15 protein-coding genes and 1 pseudogene are annotated in these 16,433 nt (G+C 37.8%); 10 read left to right on the top strand and 6 right to left on the bottom strand.

Annotated features, from left to right (window positions below; all coding sequences use genetic code 11):
* Window positions 1-173 precede the first annotated feature (173 nt).
* The 3 genes from A194_RS20050 to A194_RS0107755 are packed head-to-tail and all read left to right on the top strand — an operon-like array spanning window position 174 to window position 2,420.
* Window positions 174-284: a hypothetical protein gene (locus A194_RS20050; RefSeq protein ID WP_017186289.1), complete on the top strand. Its 111-nt coding sequence runs from the start codon at window positions 174-176 to the stop codon at window positions 282-284.
* A 29-nt stretch (window positions 285-313) separates the two neighbouring features.
* Entirely contained in the window at window positions 314-787 is a 474-nt protein-coding gene (locus A194_RS0107760) for a cytochrome c oxidase subunit II (protein ID WP_017186288.1), read from the top strand.
* Between the two features lies 1 nt (window position 788).
* A complete protein-coding gene (locus tag A194_RS0107755) occupies window positions 789-2,420 on the top strand; it encodes a b(o/a)3-type cytochrome-c oxidase subunit 1 (protein ID WP_017186287.1) in 1,632 nt (543 codons plus the stop codon).
* Between the two features lie 56 nt (window positions 2,421-2,476).
* Here A194_RS0107755 and A194_RS0107750 read toward each other — a convergent pair whose 3' ends face one another.
* On the bottom strand, window positions 2,477-2,857 hold the full coding sequence (locus A194_RS0107750; RefSeq protein ID WP_017186286.1) for a RidA family protein: 381 nt from the start codon (window positions 2,855-2,857) through the stop codon (window positions 2,477-2,479).
* A 150-nt stretch (window positions 2,858-3,007) separates the two neighbouring features.
* On the opposite strand from A194_RS0107750, the gene mbcS reads away from it, so the two are divergent.
* Window positions 3,008-4,588, top strand: coding sequence for an acyl-CoA synthetase MbcS (mbcS, locus tag A194_RS0107745; RefSeq protein WP_017186285.1), 1,581 nt, complete (start codon window positions 3,008-3,010; stop codon window positions 4,586-4,588).
* A 245-nt stretch (window positions 4,589-4,833) separates the two neighbouring features.
* On the opposite strand, the pseudogene A194_RS17825 reads toward mbcS, so the two are convergent.
* Window positions 4,834-5,720 (bottom strand): annotated as a pseudogene (locus A194_RS17825) (cation diffusion facilitator family transporter).
* Window positions 5,721-5,869: 149 nt separating this feature from the next.
* Between A194_RS17825 and asnB the strand changes: the two are divergent.
* The 6 genes from asnB to A194_RS0107710 all read left to right on the top strand — a co-directional run bounded on the left by asnB (window position 5,870) and on the right by A194_RS0107710 (window position 11,472).
* Complete coding sequence (gene asnB, locus A194_RS0107735; RefSeq protein ID WP_017186284.1) at window positions 5,870-7,717, top strand: asparagine synthase (glutamine-hydrolyzing); 1,848 nt, start codon at window positions 5,870-5,872, stop codon at window positions 7,715-7,717.
* 287 nt (window positions 7,718-8,004) lie between these two features.
* Window positions 8,005-8,157, top strand: a complete 153-nt coding sequence (locus A194_RS20250; protein ID WP_017186283.1) for a hypothetical protein — start codon at window positions 8,005-8,007, stop codon at window positions 8,155-8,157.
* Window positions 8,158-8,357: 200 nt separating this feature from the next.
* A complete protein-coding gene (locus A194_RS0107725) occupies window positions 8,358-9,143 on the top strand; it encodes an ABC transporter substrate-binding protein (RefSeq protein ID WP_017186282.1) in 786 nt (261 codons plus the stop codon).
* A gap of 28 nt (window positions 9,144-9,171) precedes the next feature.
* On the top strand, window positions 9,172-9,831 hold the full coding sequence (locus A194_RS0107720) for an amino acid ABC transporter permease (protein ID WP_017186281.1): 660 nt from the start codon (window positions 9,172-9,174) through the stop codon (window positions 9,829-9,831).
* Window positions 9,824-10,546 (top strand): amino acid ABC transporter ATP-binding protein, encoded by a 723-nt coding sequence (locus tag A194_RS0107715; protein ID WP_017186280.1) that lies wholly within the window; start codon window positions 9,824-9,826, stop codon window positions 10,544-10,546. The genes A194_RS0107720 and A194_RS0107715 overlap by 8 nt, the downstream gene beginning before the upstream one ends.
* Before the next feature lie 113 nt (window positions 10,547-10,659).
* Window positions 10,660-11,472, top strand: coding sequence for an RsiV family protein (locus A194_RS0107710; RefSeq protein ID WP_017186279.1), 813 nt, complete (start codon window positions 10,660-10,662; stop codon window positions 11,470-11,472).
* Window positions 11,473-11,509: 37 nt separating this feature from the next.
* Here A194_RS0107710 and A194_RS0107705 read toward each other — a convergent pair whose 3' ends face one another.
* The 4 genes from A194_RS0107705 to A194_RS17820 form a co-directional block, all read right to left on the bottom strand.
* Window positions 11,510-11,734 carry a DUF3892 domain-containing protein gene (locus A194_RS0107705; protein ID WP_017186278.1) on the bottom strand — a complete coding sequence of 75 codons (225 nt, stop codon included), beginning with the start codon at window positions 11,732-11,734 and terminating at the stop codon, window positions 11,510-11,512.
* Between the two features lie 178 nt (window positions 11,735-11,912).
* Complete coding sequence (locus A194_RS0107700; protein WP_017186277.1) at window positions 11,913-13,745, bottom strand: ABC transporter ATP-binding protein; 1,833 nt, start codon at window positions 13,743-13,745, stop codon at window positions 11,913-11,915.
* The gene (locus A194_RS0107695) at window positions 13,735-15,465 is read right to left on the bottom strand and encodes an ABC transporter ATP-binding protein (protein WP_017186276.1); all 1,731 of its coding nucleotides are present in this window, start codon (window positions 15,463-15,465) and stop codon (window positions 13,735-13,737) included. The genes A194_RS0107700 and A194_RS0107695 overlap by 11 nt, the downstream gene beginning before the upstream one ends.
* 248 nt (window positions 15,466-15,713) lie before the next feature.
* Window positions 15,714-16,433: hypothetical protein (locus tag A194_RS17820; protein WP_040402524.1), on the bottom strand; the 720-nt coding region annotated here is incomplete at its 5' end.

Genomic DNA, 16,433 nt, shown 5'->3' with positions numbered 1-16,433 from the left:
ATTATTTCGACTAATGACCACGTTGTAAACGCGTGGTTTTATTTTTTGTTTAGGTTGTGAATTAATTCACAATATCGTCAATCTTTAATGTGGTATTTGTGATTTAAATCACAAAATTTGAGAGCGGTTACATATAAAATTGAAGTAGAAAAAATCAATAAGGGGGCTACATGATGAGCAATCACAGTAAGGAACCTAAGTTATTTGGTACGTTTGTGTCTGTATTATTAGTAGGCTTATTTATTGTCATGGCTTGGGTGTCAATCTTTTTTGGGTTTATGTAGGACAAAACATAAAGAAGGGGAGATGCAACATGCATATTCATAAGCTAGAGAAAGTTTGGATTGCAATTGGATTTGTAACATTAGTGGCATTTTTAACGACTGTCGGGATACAAGCTTTTGCTTCTGATGGTCACCATGGAGCACCAAGTGATTTAACAAAGCTGGACCCAGAGAAAGTTCATGAAACAGAGCCGTTTGATGATCCTGGTTTACACAAAATAGGCGAGAATGAATATGAACTTGTTATGATTTTAGAGTCTTACGGTTTTACACCTCATGAAGTGAGAATTCCAGAAGGTTCGACCGTACATTTTCAAATTACGACAATCGATGTTGTGCATGGTTTTGAAATCGCTGGTACGACGGTTAATATGATGGCTACACCTGGGCATGTGAATTCGATGACTTATACATTTGAAGAAAAGGGCAATTATTTAATTTTATGTAACGAGTTTTGTGGCACTGGTCATCATTTTATGAGCGCTGAACTGGAGGTGTACTGAAATGGTTAACGCATTAGATGCACGTTTAAGTATGTATCACTTTTATACAGCTTTTGCGGCTTTATTAATAGGTGGATTTTTCGGGTTACTTCAAACGTTAGTTAGAAGTGAACAGCTGACATTACCTGTTGATTTAAACTACTACCAAGTATTAACCGCTCACGGCGTTTTGTTGGCGCTTGTTTTTACGACATTTTTCATTTTTGGTTTTATGTATGCAGGGGTTGTTAAAACAACTGGTGAATTTGCAAGCCATCGCCGAAAGGCTGCATGGATAGGGTTCGTATTGATGTTGATCGGTACGATTATGGCGACTACGCTAATTTTAATGAATAAAGCAACAGTGTTGTATACGTTTTATGCGCCTTTACAAGCTTCTCCGTTTTTCTATATAGGTTTAGCTTTTATTATTATCGGAACATATTTTGCAGCTTATGCTATTATTTCGCAATACCGAAGCTGGCGAAAGGAACATAAGGGTGAAAAGAGTCCTTTATTTACCTTTATGGCAGTTGCGACATTGGTCCTTTGGTTGATTGCGACAATTGGAGTTGTAACAGCTGTGACATTGCAGTATATTCCATGGTCATTCGGTTGGACAGAGACGATTAATGTAGCTTTAAGTCGAACGTTATTCTGGTTTTTTGGCCATCCGTTAGTATATTTTTGGTTACTACCTGCTTATATGGCATGGTATGTGACTGTACCGAAAATTATAGGTGGAAAAATATTTAGTGATTCACTAGCAAGGTTAGCATTTCTACTATTTATTCTATTTTCTATTCCGGTTGGTTTCCACCATCAATTACTCGAGCCAGGGATTAGTGAAGTATGGAAGTATGTTCAAGTCGTTTTAACTTTTGCAGTGATCATTCCGTCACTTATGACAGCGTTTGCGATGTTTGCTTCATTTGAAATTGCCGGAAGGGAAAAAGGAGCGACGGGGCTTTTAGGTTGGTTTAAGAAGTTACCATGGAGTGATGTAAGATTTTTAGCACCGTTTATCGGAATGGCCTTTTTCATTCCTGCTGGAGCGGGCGGCATTATTAATGCTAGTCACCAAATGAACCAAGTTGTTCATAATACGATTTGGGTAACAGGGCATTTCCATATTACGATCGGTGCAACGGTCATTTTAACGTTTTTCGGTATTAGTTACTGGTTAATTCCGCATTTAAAAGGCCGAGTATTGACGAAACATATTAACAATCTCGGAAAATATCAGATCGTTCTATGGACTGTTGGTATGTTTATTATGTCAGCTGCCATGCATTTCTCAGGTTTATCAGGTAATCCGAGAAGAACACAAATAACAAGTTACAACGGACATGAAGCAGCGGCGTCATGGGGAAGTTATGAAGTAGCCATGTCTGTCGGAGGAACTTTACTATTATTCTCGATCTTCCTTTTCATTGGATTAATGATCAATCTAGCATTTTGGGCGCCAAAGGGAAGCGAAGAGTTTCCGATTGGAGAAGAATTTGAAGATACGCACCAGCTACCGAAGCTATTGGAGAATTGGAAAGTATGGATTGCGATTGCTATATTGCTAATCTTAATTGCTTATACAATTCCTGTTATTGACTTAATTCAAGATGCACCACCAGGATCACCAGGGTATCAGTTTTGGTAAGTTGTAGCTACTTGTTTCGTATAGAAGGAGCGTAACCAGTCACGGTTACGCTCTTTCTATACGCGTTTTGCGATTCCTTCAACTTCAACTTTAACGTCCTTTGGTAAACGGCTGACTTCAAAAGCAGCACGTGTTGGATATGGTTCTTCTAAGTAACTTGCATAAATATCATTTACTGTCGCAAAATCATCCATTGAATCTAATAGAATTGTTGTTTTCACTAGGTTGGTATAATCGAGTCCTGCTTCTTTTAAAATGGCCCCAACATTTTTCATAACTTGGTGTGTTTGTTCTTCAATGCTGTTCCCGACAACTTCCATCGTTTCTGGGTTAAGTGGAATCTGGCCAGAGATATACAGTGTGTTGTCCACTTCTACCGCTTGTGAATATGGACCAATTGCAGCAGGTGCTTGATCTGTTGAATAAACTTTTTTCATGGTAAAACATCTCCTTTCTATATAACTCTATATTAGCAAAAGTTTAGTGTGGAGATAAGGATCTAAGGTTAAATAGTAAAAAATAAGGTTTGAAAAATTTTGAATTTTTAATATAATCAGATGTAAGCGTAACAATAGGAGGGGTAAATTTTGAAAAGAGAAGAACTCATTGCGCCCGAAAACTATAATATTGTAAGTGAATTTGAACAGTATTTAACAGACCCTGATCGAAAAGCGATTGTATGGGAAGATGAAGACGGTAGTACAGACCAAGTGACCTATGAGCAATTGTTTAATCGAGCTAATCAGTTAGCGAATGTTTTCGTTAGCCAAGGCCTTGAAAAAGGCGATAAAGTGTTAGTGATGATTCCAAGAATAATACAAGCATATGAAGTTTATGTAGCGCTACTTAAGGCAGGACTAGTTGTTATTCCAAGTTCAGAAATGTTACGTGCTAAAGACTTAGAGTATCGTATTCAACATGGTGATGTGAAAGCGGTTGTTACATATCATCCGTATATTAATGAATTTGAGCAAGTAAATAAAGTTTCAGAGCTTAAAAAGTTCGTGTTAGGCGAGGCAAAAGATGGTTGGGCTCATTTAGATGAGTTAGTTGAGCATGCACCAACACAATTTAAAACAGCAGATACGAAACGCGATGATATGGCGTTTTTATCTTATACTTCTGGTACTACTGGCAACCCTAAAGGTGTTGTACATACACATGGCTGGGGCTATGCCCATTTAACAACAGCTGCGTCAAATTGGTTAGGAATTAATGAAAAAGATTTAGTGTGGGCAACAGCTGGTCCTGGGTGGGCGAAATGGTTATGGAGTCCGTTTTTATCTGTTTTGGGTTCAGGGGCTACTGGTTTTGTTTATCAAGGTAAGTTTTCTCCTACAAAGTATTTAAAGTTGCTTCAAACTTATGGTATTAATGTTTTATGTTGTACACCGACTGAGTATCGTCTAATGGCTAAAGTTGAAGGGTTAGAACAATATGATTTAAGTCAATTACATAGTGCCGTTTCAGCTGGTGAACCGTTAAACCGTGAAGTAATTGATACGTTTGAAAAATATTTCGATCTAACAGTAAGAGACGGGTATGGCCAAACAGAAAATACATTATTAGTCGGTATTACAAAAGGGATGAAAGTGCGGCCTGGTTCGATGGGTAAACCAACACCAGGTAACCGAGTTGAGATTATTAATGAAGATGGTCAACCTGTTGGTGAAGGTAAAGTAGGAGACATTGCTGTCCATCAGTCGACACCAGCTCTGTTTAAAGAGTATTACAAAGACCTTGAGAAGACGAGTGCGACTTACAGAGGTGAATATTACTTAACAGGTGATCAGGCAAGTAAAGATGGTGACGGGTACTTCTGGTTCGAAGGTCGAAGTGATGATATTATCGTTAGTTCAGGTTATACAATTGGACCATTTGAAGTAGAGGATGCTCTAGTCAAACATTCTGATGTTCAAGAATGTGCCGTTGTAGCAAGTCCAGATGAAGTACGTGGTGCGGTCGTTAAAGCTTTCATCGTGTTAAAAGAAAATGTTGATAAAACGCGAGATGGTTTCGTAAAAGAGTTACAAGACCATGTTAAAGATTTAACAGCGCCGTACAAATACCCAAGGGAAATCGAATTTGTAAAAGAGTTACCGAAGACAACATCAGGAAAAATTCGACGTGTAGAGTTAAGAAAGCAAGAGATGAGTAAATCTTTATAATAGGATGGAAAAACTGCTCAAAGCTTCATAGGCTTTGAGCAGTTTCTTTTTTTATCTGGCATTTAGTTTTATCGGCTCTTGGACGGATTTATCAGCGTTCAGCAAAATTTATCAGCGCCCAGGTCAGGTTTATCGGCGTTCGGACCAGATTTATCAGCGCTCGTGAAAATTTATCGGCGTTCGCTTCATATTTATCAGCACTCGAACAGATTTATCGGCGCTCAGACTAGGTTTATCAGCGCTCGTTAATGATAAGGATTAACGTGTACATAGACATCTTGCACTTCGTGGTGGTCTTCCATTAATTTTTCTTTTACGCGTGCAGCTATACTGTGTCCTTCATCGACTGTAATGTTTGGATCGACACTGATTTTCACATCGATAATGACGTATGAGCCGTGAGTTCTTGCGTTTAACATGTCTAAGCGTTCAACGCCACTAACTTTCATCGTTGTCATTTCGAACTTTTTCGTTCGTCCTTCATCTAAAACAGTTTCTAACGTAACACTTACCGCATCGCGTCCAATTTTAAAGCCCATCCACATGACGAGTATGGCGATAAATGCCCCTGCTACTGGGTCAAAGTACTGTAAAATGGTAGGTCATAATGGCTTCCAATCATGGCTGCACCTATACCCGCCAATGCAATTAACGATGAAATGGCATCTGAACGGTGGTGCCAAGCATCAGCTATAATTGCTGGGCTATTTATTTTGTCGCCGAGTCGTTTCTTGTATTGAAAAAGAGCTTCTTTAACGATTAACGAGAAAATAATCGCATATAAAGCGATCATACCTGTTTCAGATTGTTCATCAGAGAACAAAGTAGATATAGAATCAAGTAAAATCTCAACCCCGACTACTACGAGTAAAATTGAGACGATCAGTGTTGCGATATTTTCAGCTTTACCATGGCCGTAAGGGTGTTCTGGGTCTGGTGGTTTTTGAGCTGCTCGAATACCGACAAGTACCGCAATGGAACTGACGACATCAGATGCAGAGTGAAAGGCGTCGGCAATTAGTGCTTTACTGTTACCAATCACACCAGCAATTCCTTTAACGACTGCCAATATTAAGTTGGCCACAATCCCTACAATCGAGGCAAACTGTGCTTTTTTAGTTCGGTTCTCCATAAAACAACCTACTTTTCGTCGATTATATTTTTTATCATACCAATAAATAAACTGTTCAGTCTAACTATTTTTGACAACGTTTATGAAACCATTGGGCTTAATCAACATATGATGACTACATAGTAAAAAATATGAGGGGACGATTCATCATGTGTGGACTAACAGGATGGTTAAATTGGAATCAAACGGGTGCGGCACAACTGCCATTACTTAAGGAAATGACAGAAACATTAACGCATCGTGGGACAGATGATCAAGGTTATTTCATCAATGATCATGTTGCTTTTGGTCATAAAAGGCTTGCGGTTATTGACCCCGAAAAAGGTAAACAGCCAATGACAGTCAAAAAAGCAGACTGTTCTTATACCATTGCTTATAATGGTGAGCTCTACAATACAGAAGAATTACGGCGGGAGTTAGTTAAAGACGGATTTAAGTTCAACACATCATGTGATACAGAAGTGTTGGTTATGTCTTATGTGAAATGGGGCAAAGATTGTTTAGATCGTTTAAACGGTATATTTGCTTTTGCCATTTGGGACGATCAGCACGAGAAATTGTTTGTCGCACGTGATCGACTTGGAGTTAAGCCAATGTTTTATAGTGAAGTTAATGGACAATTGTTCTTCGCTTCAGAAATAAAAGCTTTACTTAAACACCCAAACATACAGCCTGTAGTAGATCGGGAAGGTCTTTCAGAGGTGTTTGGGCTTGGTCCTTCACGAACGCCTGGACATGGTTTATTTAAACAGATTAATGAGTTAAGGGCTGGGCATGCTTTAACATGTTCTACGAAGGGCTTGAGAATTTGGCGTTATTGGAATGTGGCAAGTAAAGAACATACTGACAGTTTTGACGAGACGGTTGACAAGGTGCGCTTCTTATTTAAAGATGCGGTTGAAAGGCAGTTAGTATCTGACGTACCATTATCGACCTTTTTGTCAGGTGGTATTGATTCGAGTGCTATTACAGCAATTGCAGCTAACTACTATAAAGAAAATAATAAAGGTCCTTTATCGACGTTTTCGATTGATTACGAAGGGAATGATCAGTATTTTGAAAAAAGTAAATTTCAACCGAATTCAGATGCTGATTTTAAATCGTTAATCGTCAATCAATTTAAGACTAGTCATGAAGACTTATTGATTAGTGAAGAAGATTTAGCGGGGTATTTGAAAGAAGCGGTACTCTTGAGGGATCAACCTGGTATGGCTGATGTGGATTCGTCTTTATTATGGTTCTGTAAACAAGTGAAAAAAGAGACGACGGTTAGTTTATCAGGTGAATGTGCCGATGAGATTTTTGGTGGTTATCCATGGTTTCAAGATGACTTTGAACAAGATGGTGATGGCTTTCCTTGGATAAGATCGCTTCAAGTTCGAGAAGATTTACTAAACCCAAAATGGAGAAGTCGACTTAACATTCAAGAGTATGCAATGGAACGATATAAGCAAACAGTTCTTGAAACGCCATTACTCATAGGAGAAAACTTAAAGGAGCAAAAAAGGCGTGAAATGTTTTATGTAAATATGCATTGGTTCATGTCCCAATTGCTCGATCGAAAAGACCGTATGAGTATGGGCGCAACACTTGAAGTGAGAGTTCCTTTTGCTGACCACCATTTAGTCGAATATGTCTGGAATGTTCCTTGGGAGATGAAGCAAGCGGGAGGATATGAGAAAGGTTTATTACGAAAAGCGCTAGAAGGTTATTTGCCAGAAGAAGTTTTGTATCGAAAGAAAAGTCCTTACCCTAAAACGTTTCAACCGAAATACACATCATTAGTTGTTTCTATGATGGAAGAAGTTCTGAGTACACACGATGCACCATTATTTGAATTGCTGGATAAAAATAAAGTCGAAAAATTAGTTTATTCACGAGGAGAAAAGTTTAAAGAGCCTTGGTATGGTCAATTGATGACCGGTCCACAACTGTTAGCTCACTTATGGCAAATTAACGAATGGCTAGAGCATTACAATGTGCAAATCGAAGTGTGAAAAATTGGGTACTTTAACTTTGTTGCAATAAGGTGAATACTCCTTCGAAAGTTGTTTAACTATAAAAATGAATAAATTTTCATTTTAGCATCATGATAAGGTTACAACTCTTTCGTATAAATCGTCCGTTTTAGGTTAAAATTACTACTAAAGGTAACAATTAGGTTAAAAAAATTGCAACAATTTATCAAACCTTACAATGTTGTAATGTTAGTTTATGTCGATTGAATACGAGGGTATAACACTAGTACAATCAAGATACATTAATTAAGAAGGAGTGTATGAAAATGAAAAAATGGTTAATGAGTATTCTAATGATTTCTACTTTAGTGATAGCAGCTTGTGGTGGTGACGTTGAAGAAGATCCAATGCCAGAAGAAGATCCAGTAGAAGATCCAGCTGGTGATGATGGTGACAACGGCGACGACGGCAACATGTAAGAACATTCCCCCTATAATATAAAAAAGAAGTTGATGGGAGTCTCTCCTGTCAGCTTCTTTTTTTTGTGCCTGGGGTGCAAACCCTTTCAGTATTTTGAAAATTCTAAATTTATAATTATACACAAATAACTGTTTAAATTTAAATAAAACCGTGTTAATATACATTTAATCGTATAAATATACAAAAAAGGAGAATGAGTATGCAAATTAAAAAGTGGGGATTTGTTTTTATTATTGGAGTAGTATTAATTATGTTATCAGCATGCGGTACGGGTGCTACAGAGGCTGGTGGAGAAGAAACTAGTTCTGATGAGCAGCAGGTCTTAGAAATGGGGACTTCAGCAGACTTTCCACCATTTGAATCGTTTAATGAAGATGGTGAGTTTGTAGGTTTTGATATTGACTTAGCTCATAAAATTGCTGAAGAGTTAGGTTATGAGTTAGAAATTTCCGATATGAATTTTGATGGATTGATTGGTGCATTACAATCTGATCGTGTTGACATGGTATTAGCTGGGATGTCAGCAACGGAAGAGAGACAAGAAAACGTAGATTTTTCACCAGCTTATCATCACTCAGGTGAAATGTTTATAACACAAGAAGATTCAGACATTACTAGTATTGAAGATATTGAAGGAAAGACGGTAGGTGTTCAACTCGGAACTATTCAAGAAGAGGGTGCACAAGCGTTACAAGCAGATTATGACTTTGAAATTCATGCTGTCGATGAAGCGACAAACATTATCCAAGACTTATTAACAAATCGAATTGATGTCGGTTATATAGATACGACAGTGGCTGAAGGGTATATTGAAGAACAAGGGTTGGCAGGGTTTGTAGATCCAACTGAATCTTCTCCTGGAATGGCTATTGCATTTCCGAAAGATAGTGAGTTACAAGAAGACATTAGCGCTGTCATTGAACAGTTTTTAGAGGACGGTACAATTGCTGAACTTGAAGAGAAATGGGAGTTAGATGAACAATAAATTTTAAAGGGATTGGAGTGAATAAGGCATGAATTTGGATTTTAGCCAAATCGTGCCTTATATTCCTTTTATGTTAGAAGGAGTATGGGTCACGTTACAGTTTGTCATTATTGCAATTATATTTGGTTTTATATTAGGTTCTTTAATTGCTTTAGTAAAAATTAGCCGATTTACATTATTGAAATGGTTAGCGGATTTTTATACATCGATTTTTAGAGGAACACCACTTATTTTGCAGTTATTATTAATTTATTACGCAGTTCCTCAGCTTACGGGATATGATATATCGCCATTTTTATCAGCGATTTTAACGTTCGGTTTGAATTCTTCGGCATATGTGTCAGAAATTATTCGTGCAGGAATTCAAGCGGTGGATAAAGGACAGCGTGAAGCGGCTGAAGCATTAGGTATACCTTATCGACCGATGATGATCAAAATCATTTTGCCACAAGCAATGAAAAATATATTGCCTGCATTAATGAACGAGTTTATTACGTTGACAAAAGAGTCAGCATTAGTTTCTGTTATTAGTTATTTAGATTTAATGCGTCGTGCTCAAGTCGTGTCTTCAGATATATACCGTAGCTTTGAACCGCTCTTATTTGTAGGATTACTGTATTATGCGATGGTGATGGTTTTAACGTTAATCGGGAAATATGTAGAACGGAGGATGAGAGCAAGTGATTAATGTAGAGAAGTTGCATAAAAGTTTTGGAGAAACAGAAGTTTTGCATGATATTAACACGAGTATTGAACGCGGGGAAGTTGTCACGATTATTGGCCCTTCTGGTTCTGGTAAGTCGACATTTCTTCGTTGCCTGAATTTATTAGAGCAGCCCACTTCAGGGCAAGTGCTTGTTAACGATGAAGATATAACAAACCCTAATATCAATATCTTAAATATTCGCCAACAAATTGGCATGGTATTTCAGCACTTTCATTTATTTCCGCACATGAATGTGTTGGAGAACTTAACTTACGCACCTATGACTGTAAAAGGAGAAAGTAAAGTCGAAGCTAAGCAGAAGGCAGAACAGTTATTAGCCAAGGTTGGTCTAAGTGAGAAGCTGGAGGCTTTTCCAAACAGTCTATCGGGTGGGCAGAAACAACGTGTAGCGATTGCAAGAGCTTTAGCGATGGAGCCAGATCTAATGTTATTCGATGAACCTACTTCTGCATTAGACCCCGAAATGGTTAAAGAAGTGCTTGATGTTATTAAAGATTTAGCTCACTCAGGCATGACTATGGCTGTTGTAACACATGAGATGGGTTTTGCGAAGGAAGTTGCGGACCGTATTATTTTCATGGACGAAGGCAAAATAGTAGAAGAAAGTGAACCCAAATCTTTCTTTGAAAAGCCAGATTCAGAAAGGGCACAGAGCTTTTTAGATAAGGTGCTTTGATAAATTTAAATTTAACAACGCATCGACTGTTCGTCGGTGTGTTTTTTGTGAATAATCTAGTCTTTAATAGGGCTAAATAATAGTAACTAAGCTTAGCAAGGAGTTATGTGATCATGAGCTCAAAAAAGACGTTGCGTTATTTTCTAGTTTCCCTTCTAATAAGTTATTTAGTCGGTTTAATATTTTTTGCACCTGATTTTGGTGAAAGCTCGACAGCACATGCATTAGAGACGGTTAACGATACAGGAGAAATTGAAGAATCCGGTTATCCAAATATTAATATTCGAACGGTATCCCGTGAAACAGAAGATTATAGTTTGTTTGTTCAAGCACCGGTGTTTGACTCTGAAGAATTAAATGAGTTTTTCGGTGATTATGTTGAACAAGTAATGAATCAATTTTTTCATGAGGTGGAACAGTTAGGGCGTATAGATGCAGACACGCCAGGCAACTTAAGTTTAAAAGTTGAAATTGAACCTGCAGGAGAAGAATTGTACTCAGTTATATTCAGTGAAGAAACGTTTACTGGTGGGGCAAGTGTCAATCAGAAGGCGAACGTTTATATGGTTGATTTAAAAGCAGGTGAGTTAATCAACCGGTCCGAGTTATTTATCGACCCAGATGAAGCTCAAAGTACTGTATTTCCCATTATTGAACAGAAGTTGAAGGATTCAGAGCAATATAGTGCATATATTTTAGACGATGAATTACAACGTTGGTTATCACAAACGGATTATCATTTTACAAACATGTATATTGAAGATGGTAATATCATGTTTAAGTTTAATAAGTATGAAGTATTAGCAGGCGTTGCAGGAACCCCTGAAGTGAGTATCCCGATTAATGAGGTGAAAGATCTGTTTAAACCTGAGTGGCTTGAAAGAATGAAAGTTGAAGATCAAACTGGACAAGATTTTTACCTATGAAAAAAGAGAGCCTTGAACTGAGGCTCTCTTTTCAGTATTAAAAAGTTTCGAGATGATCTAAATTGTTACTAGGGTCACCGTCTGCAACTCCGCGAATCGTTGTTCGTCCATTTCGTGCTTTTCCGATTGTGACACCATCTACTTCACCTTGCTCGACTAGAGCTAAAGCTTCCTCGTAATTTAAAATGTTACCATCAGCGGTTTTGAAATGTGTAAGGTCACCATCTTCGTTGTGGCGAACTGCTACAAATTCTGTTGCCATCACAATCCCTCCTTGAGATTATTTTGGCTTGTGAGGACGGTTTTATGCGAACGCTGATAAAGTTGTCGTGAGCGCCGATAAAAGTTAGTGAGCGCTGATAAAGTTAGCGTGAACGCCAATAAATTTTCATGAACGCCAAAAAACATAACACGAGCGCCAAATAACTGCCACACCACCATTAAGCTCTTTGTTTCAACTGCGTTTGATAAAGATCAGAATACTTCCCGCCATGTTTAACGAGCTCTTGATGTGAACCTTTTTCAATGATCTTACCATGCTCTAGCATAATGATTTGATCGGCATTTTGAATCGTATTAAGTCTATGAGCAATGACGAAGCTTGTTCGTCCTTCCATTAGACGTTGCAAAGCTTCTTGAATATTAATTTCCGTAACTGTATCAATGCTGCTTGTCGCTTCATCTAGTATTAAAATTTTCGGATCAGATAAAATAACACGTGCAATAGTTAGCAACTGTTTCTGTCCTTGACTGATCCCACTTCCGTCAGGGTCTAACACTGTGTCGTATTGATTAGGGAACTTCATAATAAATGAATGTGCATTGGCCTTCTTAGCTGCCTCAATGACTTCATCGTCTGTTGCGTCTAATTTGCCGTATCGAATGTTTTCACGAATCGTTCCTTCAAAAAGAAAAGCATCTTGGAGCACGAAGCCCATATGTTGTCTTAAACTTGAACGTCTAATATCTTTTATATCCGTGCCATCTAACAAGATCTGACCATCATCGTAATTATAAAAGCGTGACATTAAATTAATAATCGTTGTTTTACCAGCACCTGTGTGGCCAACGAAAGCAACAGTACTACCTGCAGTAGCTTTGAATGATACGTCATTTAATACAACTTCGTCTTCATCATATGAAAAAACGACATTTTGAAATTCTACATTGCCATCAGGTTCACCGATCTCAATAGCATCGACTTCATCTAACTCCTCGCTATCTTCATCGATAATATCAAATACACGCTCAGCACCAGCAACTGCTGTCAGTAACTGGTTGAACTGGTTTGACAATTCGTTTAATGGTCGGGTAAACTGACGCGCTAATTCAGTAAAGATGACAATAGTACCGACTGTAACCATACCATTAATTGCAAAAACACTACCGACAAATGCGATAATCGCAAATCCGAATGAGTTTAACATGTTCATCAACTTCGGAATAAAGCCAGAAAAGACTGCAGCCCAATAACTAGCACGCATCACATCATCATTCCGTTGTTCAAATTCTCGTGACACTCTGTTTTCTTGTGAGAATGTTTTTACGATCCGTTGTCCGGATATCGTCTCTTCAACATAACCGTTCATTTCACCAATTCTTCGCTGTTGGATTTTGAATAATGGACCTGTTCGTTTCGTGATCCACTTCATTCCGAAGACCATCAATGGAACGATCGTTAATGTCACGACTGTTAATAGCGGACTTAAATAAAGCATGACAGCAACTGTACCGACGAGTGTCAATATACTTTGGAATATTTGAATAACCGATTGGTTCAATGTATTACTAATGTTATCAACGTCGTTCGTTACGCGGCTCATAATTTCACCAAACTGCCTCTTATCAAAAAACTTAATCGGCAGTTCATGAAGTTTATTGAACAGTTGTGAACGTAAACGATAAACTGTATTTTGCGCGATACCGATCATGAAAAAGTTTTGTAAAAAGATCGCCAACGAGTAACCGAAGTAAATGAGTAATAACGTAATAATTAAAGTCCCAATTCCTTCAGTTTGCCTTTCCACAATGTAATCATCAACACCCATACCAATCATATATGGTCCTAAAAGCGAGAAGGCAGAGCTAAAGACGACCATCACAATGACAAATAGAAGCAGCCAATTTTCACTTAATAAGTACTTCCAGATTCGTTTAACCGTCCCTTTCCAGTCACGGACTTTCGGCTTCGAATGTTCATCGACTTGTTCGGCTTCATTTAAATCGATTTTTTCATATTGAAAAGGCTCTTTTAGTTTGTCTTTAAAGCTCATGGATTTCTTCCTTTCCAAATTGCGACTCGACAATTTTGCGATACATTTTAGATCGCTTCATCAATTCGGTGTGCGTACCTTCATCTAGCAATTCACCATCATCTAATAACATGATGCGATCGGCGTTCATAGCTGTTGTGACTTTTTGAGTTACAATCAAAGTCGTACATTCATATTGAGCGATAGCTTCTAGCAGTTTAGCTTCAGTTTTTAAGTCCAACGCACTCGTACTATCATCAAGCATTAAAATTTTTGGCTTTCTGACAAGCGCACGTGCGATGGAAACACGTTGTTTTTGACCTCCAGATAAGTTAACACCTTTTTGCCCGATCTTCGTGTTATAGCCATTTGGCAAATCAGCAATGGCTTTATGGATTTGAGCATTTTTAGCAGCTTGAATCACTTCATCTTCTGTTGCACCATTTTTCCCCCAAGCAATATTGTCATAAACTGATCCTGTAAATAGAAGGGGTGCTTGTGGGACGTAGCCGATTGCATTTCTTAAATGATCTAGTTTTAACGTTCGAACATCGTTACCATCAATGTAAACCGCGCCTTCTGTAACATCATATAATCTCGGGATTAATTGAAAGAGTGATGATTTACCTGAACCGGTCGCACCGATTATAGCAACTTGTTCTTGTGCGCGAGCAGTAAAACTAATATCTGATATTACATTTTCTTTTAAATTAGGATAACTAAATTTCACGTGGTCAAACTCAACTTTTCCATTAGTAATCTGTTTCGACGGATTCGCATCTTCAGCTTCAACTAAATCGATATTAGCTGTGAAAACATTTTTAAGTCTTTCTGCAGAAGCTTTAGCTCTCGCGAAAGCCATTGTTAAAAAGCCAAACATCGAAATGGCCATCGACACGCGGAGTGCATAGTTAATAATCGCGACAATCTCACCTTCAGTAGCATTGTTGTTATTGATCTCACCATAACCGAACCATAAGATGAACAGCAAACTTAAGTTCATGACGAGTAATAAAACGGGCATGGACGTTTCAATTAAACGAAGCGACTTTTTCATTTCAGTCATTAAGCCTGTATTCGCACCAACGAAACGGTTTTGTTCATGATTGCGTCGAAGAAAAGCTTTAATCAGTCGAATACCTGCTAAATTCTCTTGCATAACGCTGTTAACGTTGTCGAGCCTAGCTTGCACTCTCTCGAATAGTTGGCTTCCTTTTTTCAAAACCCAAGTTAAGAATATAAGTAAAATAGGAACAGAGATCAAAAAGATTAACGCAATTCGCCAGTTAACGATAAATGCCATCGTGACACCACCAAGTACGAGCAGTGGTGCACGTAACATAATTCTTAATGCCATAAACACACCGTTTTGAATTTGTCTAACATCATTAGTAAAACGGGTGATTAAAGAGGATGTAGGATATTCATTTAAGTTTTTAAAGGAAAAGGATTGAACTTTATCAAACAGTTTTCCGCGAACGTCATAGCCAAATTTAAATGTAACGTGCGCAGCGAAGAAGGAGTTACCAATTCCAGCTGCAAATGATAAAAGGGCAAGTCCGATCATAACGGAGCCCCAAAAGACAACGTTGTTTAAATCTTGGACTAAAATGCCTTCGTCGACCATTCGCATTAAAATGAATGGAAGCATTAATTCAACACCTAGTTCAATTAACATTAATGTCCAAGCAATAATCATATGTAAACGATAAGGTAACAAGTTCTTTAAAACATGAATCATCGTTGGTAGCCCCCAGCAGTAACGGTATATATTAGTGTTTGTTTTAACTTGTATTTCATATCAGACGCTTTATATTTTATCGCGAATTTTTCAAAAACCATAGAAGAAAACAAAATTTTCTTATTTTTTTAATTGTAGTCGTACATATATTATTAAGGGATGCGAAATATATTTAATATATTACCATAATTCAGAGGCTAACAAATAGAAAAAAAGCTGTCACTTTTTAAAGTGACAGCAAATAAAGATTATTCATCAATTGGATTGTGAAGAACACCTTGAACAATCCAGTTCTCATCTTGATATTCGATTATATAAGTTAGCTCAATATGGTCAGTGAATTCGTAATCAACTTCTTGAATAACGTGATATTCATTATCTGATACTTTATTGATTTCATAATCTTGTTCAAGGTCAATGAACACTTCCATACCAGTTGGAATGATATAAAGTCCATCATCCTCTTCTTGAACGTACGTATCAAGATAGTAATCAATAATCTCGTCACTCATCATGTTAGAGAAGTCATCGCGAATATCTTCAACTGTATTGAAATTGACTAGTCGTTGTTCATCATCTTTTTCAACTAAACGTTCGTAGGCATTTTCGAATTCAGTTATAATGTCTTCGATGTTGGGTTCTGGGATTTGGTCATCTTCAATAGTGTCTGTGGGTGAGAAACTACCTACACTGAACTCCGATGTATCTTCAACTCTTAAAAGTGAGTAGTGGTCATTGTAAGCATCTTCAACTTTAATTTCCCACTCATTTCGTTGTTCTATATATAATAGTTTCCTTACAATTGGTATGCTAAAGTCATTCAAATCAGTCGCATCTATTGCTCTTTTCAATGCTTCATGTTCAGTTAGTGTGGTGTTCTCTGATGAAACATCACTCTCCAGAACTTGTATATGCTCAGGAACAGCGTGTGGAGGTTCTGAATCTTCTTGTTCTGAATGCCAAGCTTT

This window comes from Alkalibacillus haloalkaliphilus C5 (assembly GCF_000269905.1).
GTDB classification, from domain to species: domain Bacteria; phylum Bacillota; class Bacilli; order Bacillales; family Alkalibacillaceae; genus Alkalibacillus; species Alkalibacillus haloalkaliphilus_A.
Note: the sequence above shows the minus strand (reverse complement) of the source record. Positions and strands in the feature narration are given on the sequence as shown.

Coding starts and splice junctions, on each gene's coding strand:
- A194_RS20050 (WP_017186289.1), top strand. CDS start 174: ATGAGCAATCACAGTAAGGAACCTAAGTTATTTGGTACGTTTGTGTCT.
- A194_RS0107760 (WP_017186288.1), top strand. CDS start 314: ATGCATATTCATAAGCTAGAGAAAGTTTGGATTGCAATTGGATTTGTA.
- A194_RS0107755 (WP_017186287.1), top strand. CDS start 789: ATGGTTAACGCATTAGATGCACGTTTAAGTATGTATCACTTTTATACA.
- A194_RS0107750 (WP_017186286.1), bottom strand. CDS start 2,857: ATGAAAAAAGTTTATTCAACAGATCAAGCACCTGCTGCAATTGGTCCA.
- asnB (WP_017186284.1), top strand. CDS start 5,870: ATGTGTGGACTAACAGGATGGTTAAATTGGAATCAAACGGGTGCGGCA.
- A194_RS20250 (WP_017186283.1), top strand. CDS start 8,005: ATGAAAAAATGGTTAATGAGTATTCTAATGATTTCTACTTTAGTGATA.
- A194_RS0107725 (WP_017186282.1), top strand. CDS start 8,358: ATGCAAATTAAAAAGTGGGGATTTGTTTTTATTATTGGAGTAGTATTA.
- A194_RS0107720 (WP_017186281.1), top strand. CDS start 9,172: ATGAATTTGGATTTTAGCCAAATCGTGCCTTATATTCCTTTTATGTTA.
- A194_RS0107710 (WP_017186279.1), top strand. CDS start 10,660: ATGAGCTCAAAAAAGACGTTGCGTTATTTTCTAGTTTCCCTTCTAATA.
- A194_RS0107705 (WP_017186278.1), bottom strand. CDS start 11,734: ATGGCAACAGAATTTGTAGCAGTTCGCCACAACGAAGATGGTGACCTT.
- A194_RS0107700 (WP_017186277.1), bottom strand. CDS start 13,745: ATGAGCTTTAAAGACAAACTAAAAGAGCCTTTTCAATATGAAAAAATC.
- A194_RS0107695 (WP_017186276.1), bottom strand. CDS start 15,465: ATGATTCATGTTTTAAAGAACTTGTTACCTTATCGTTTACATATGATT.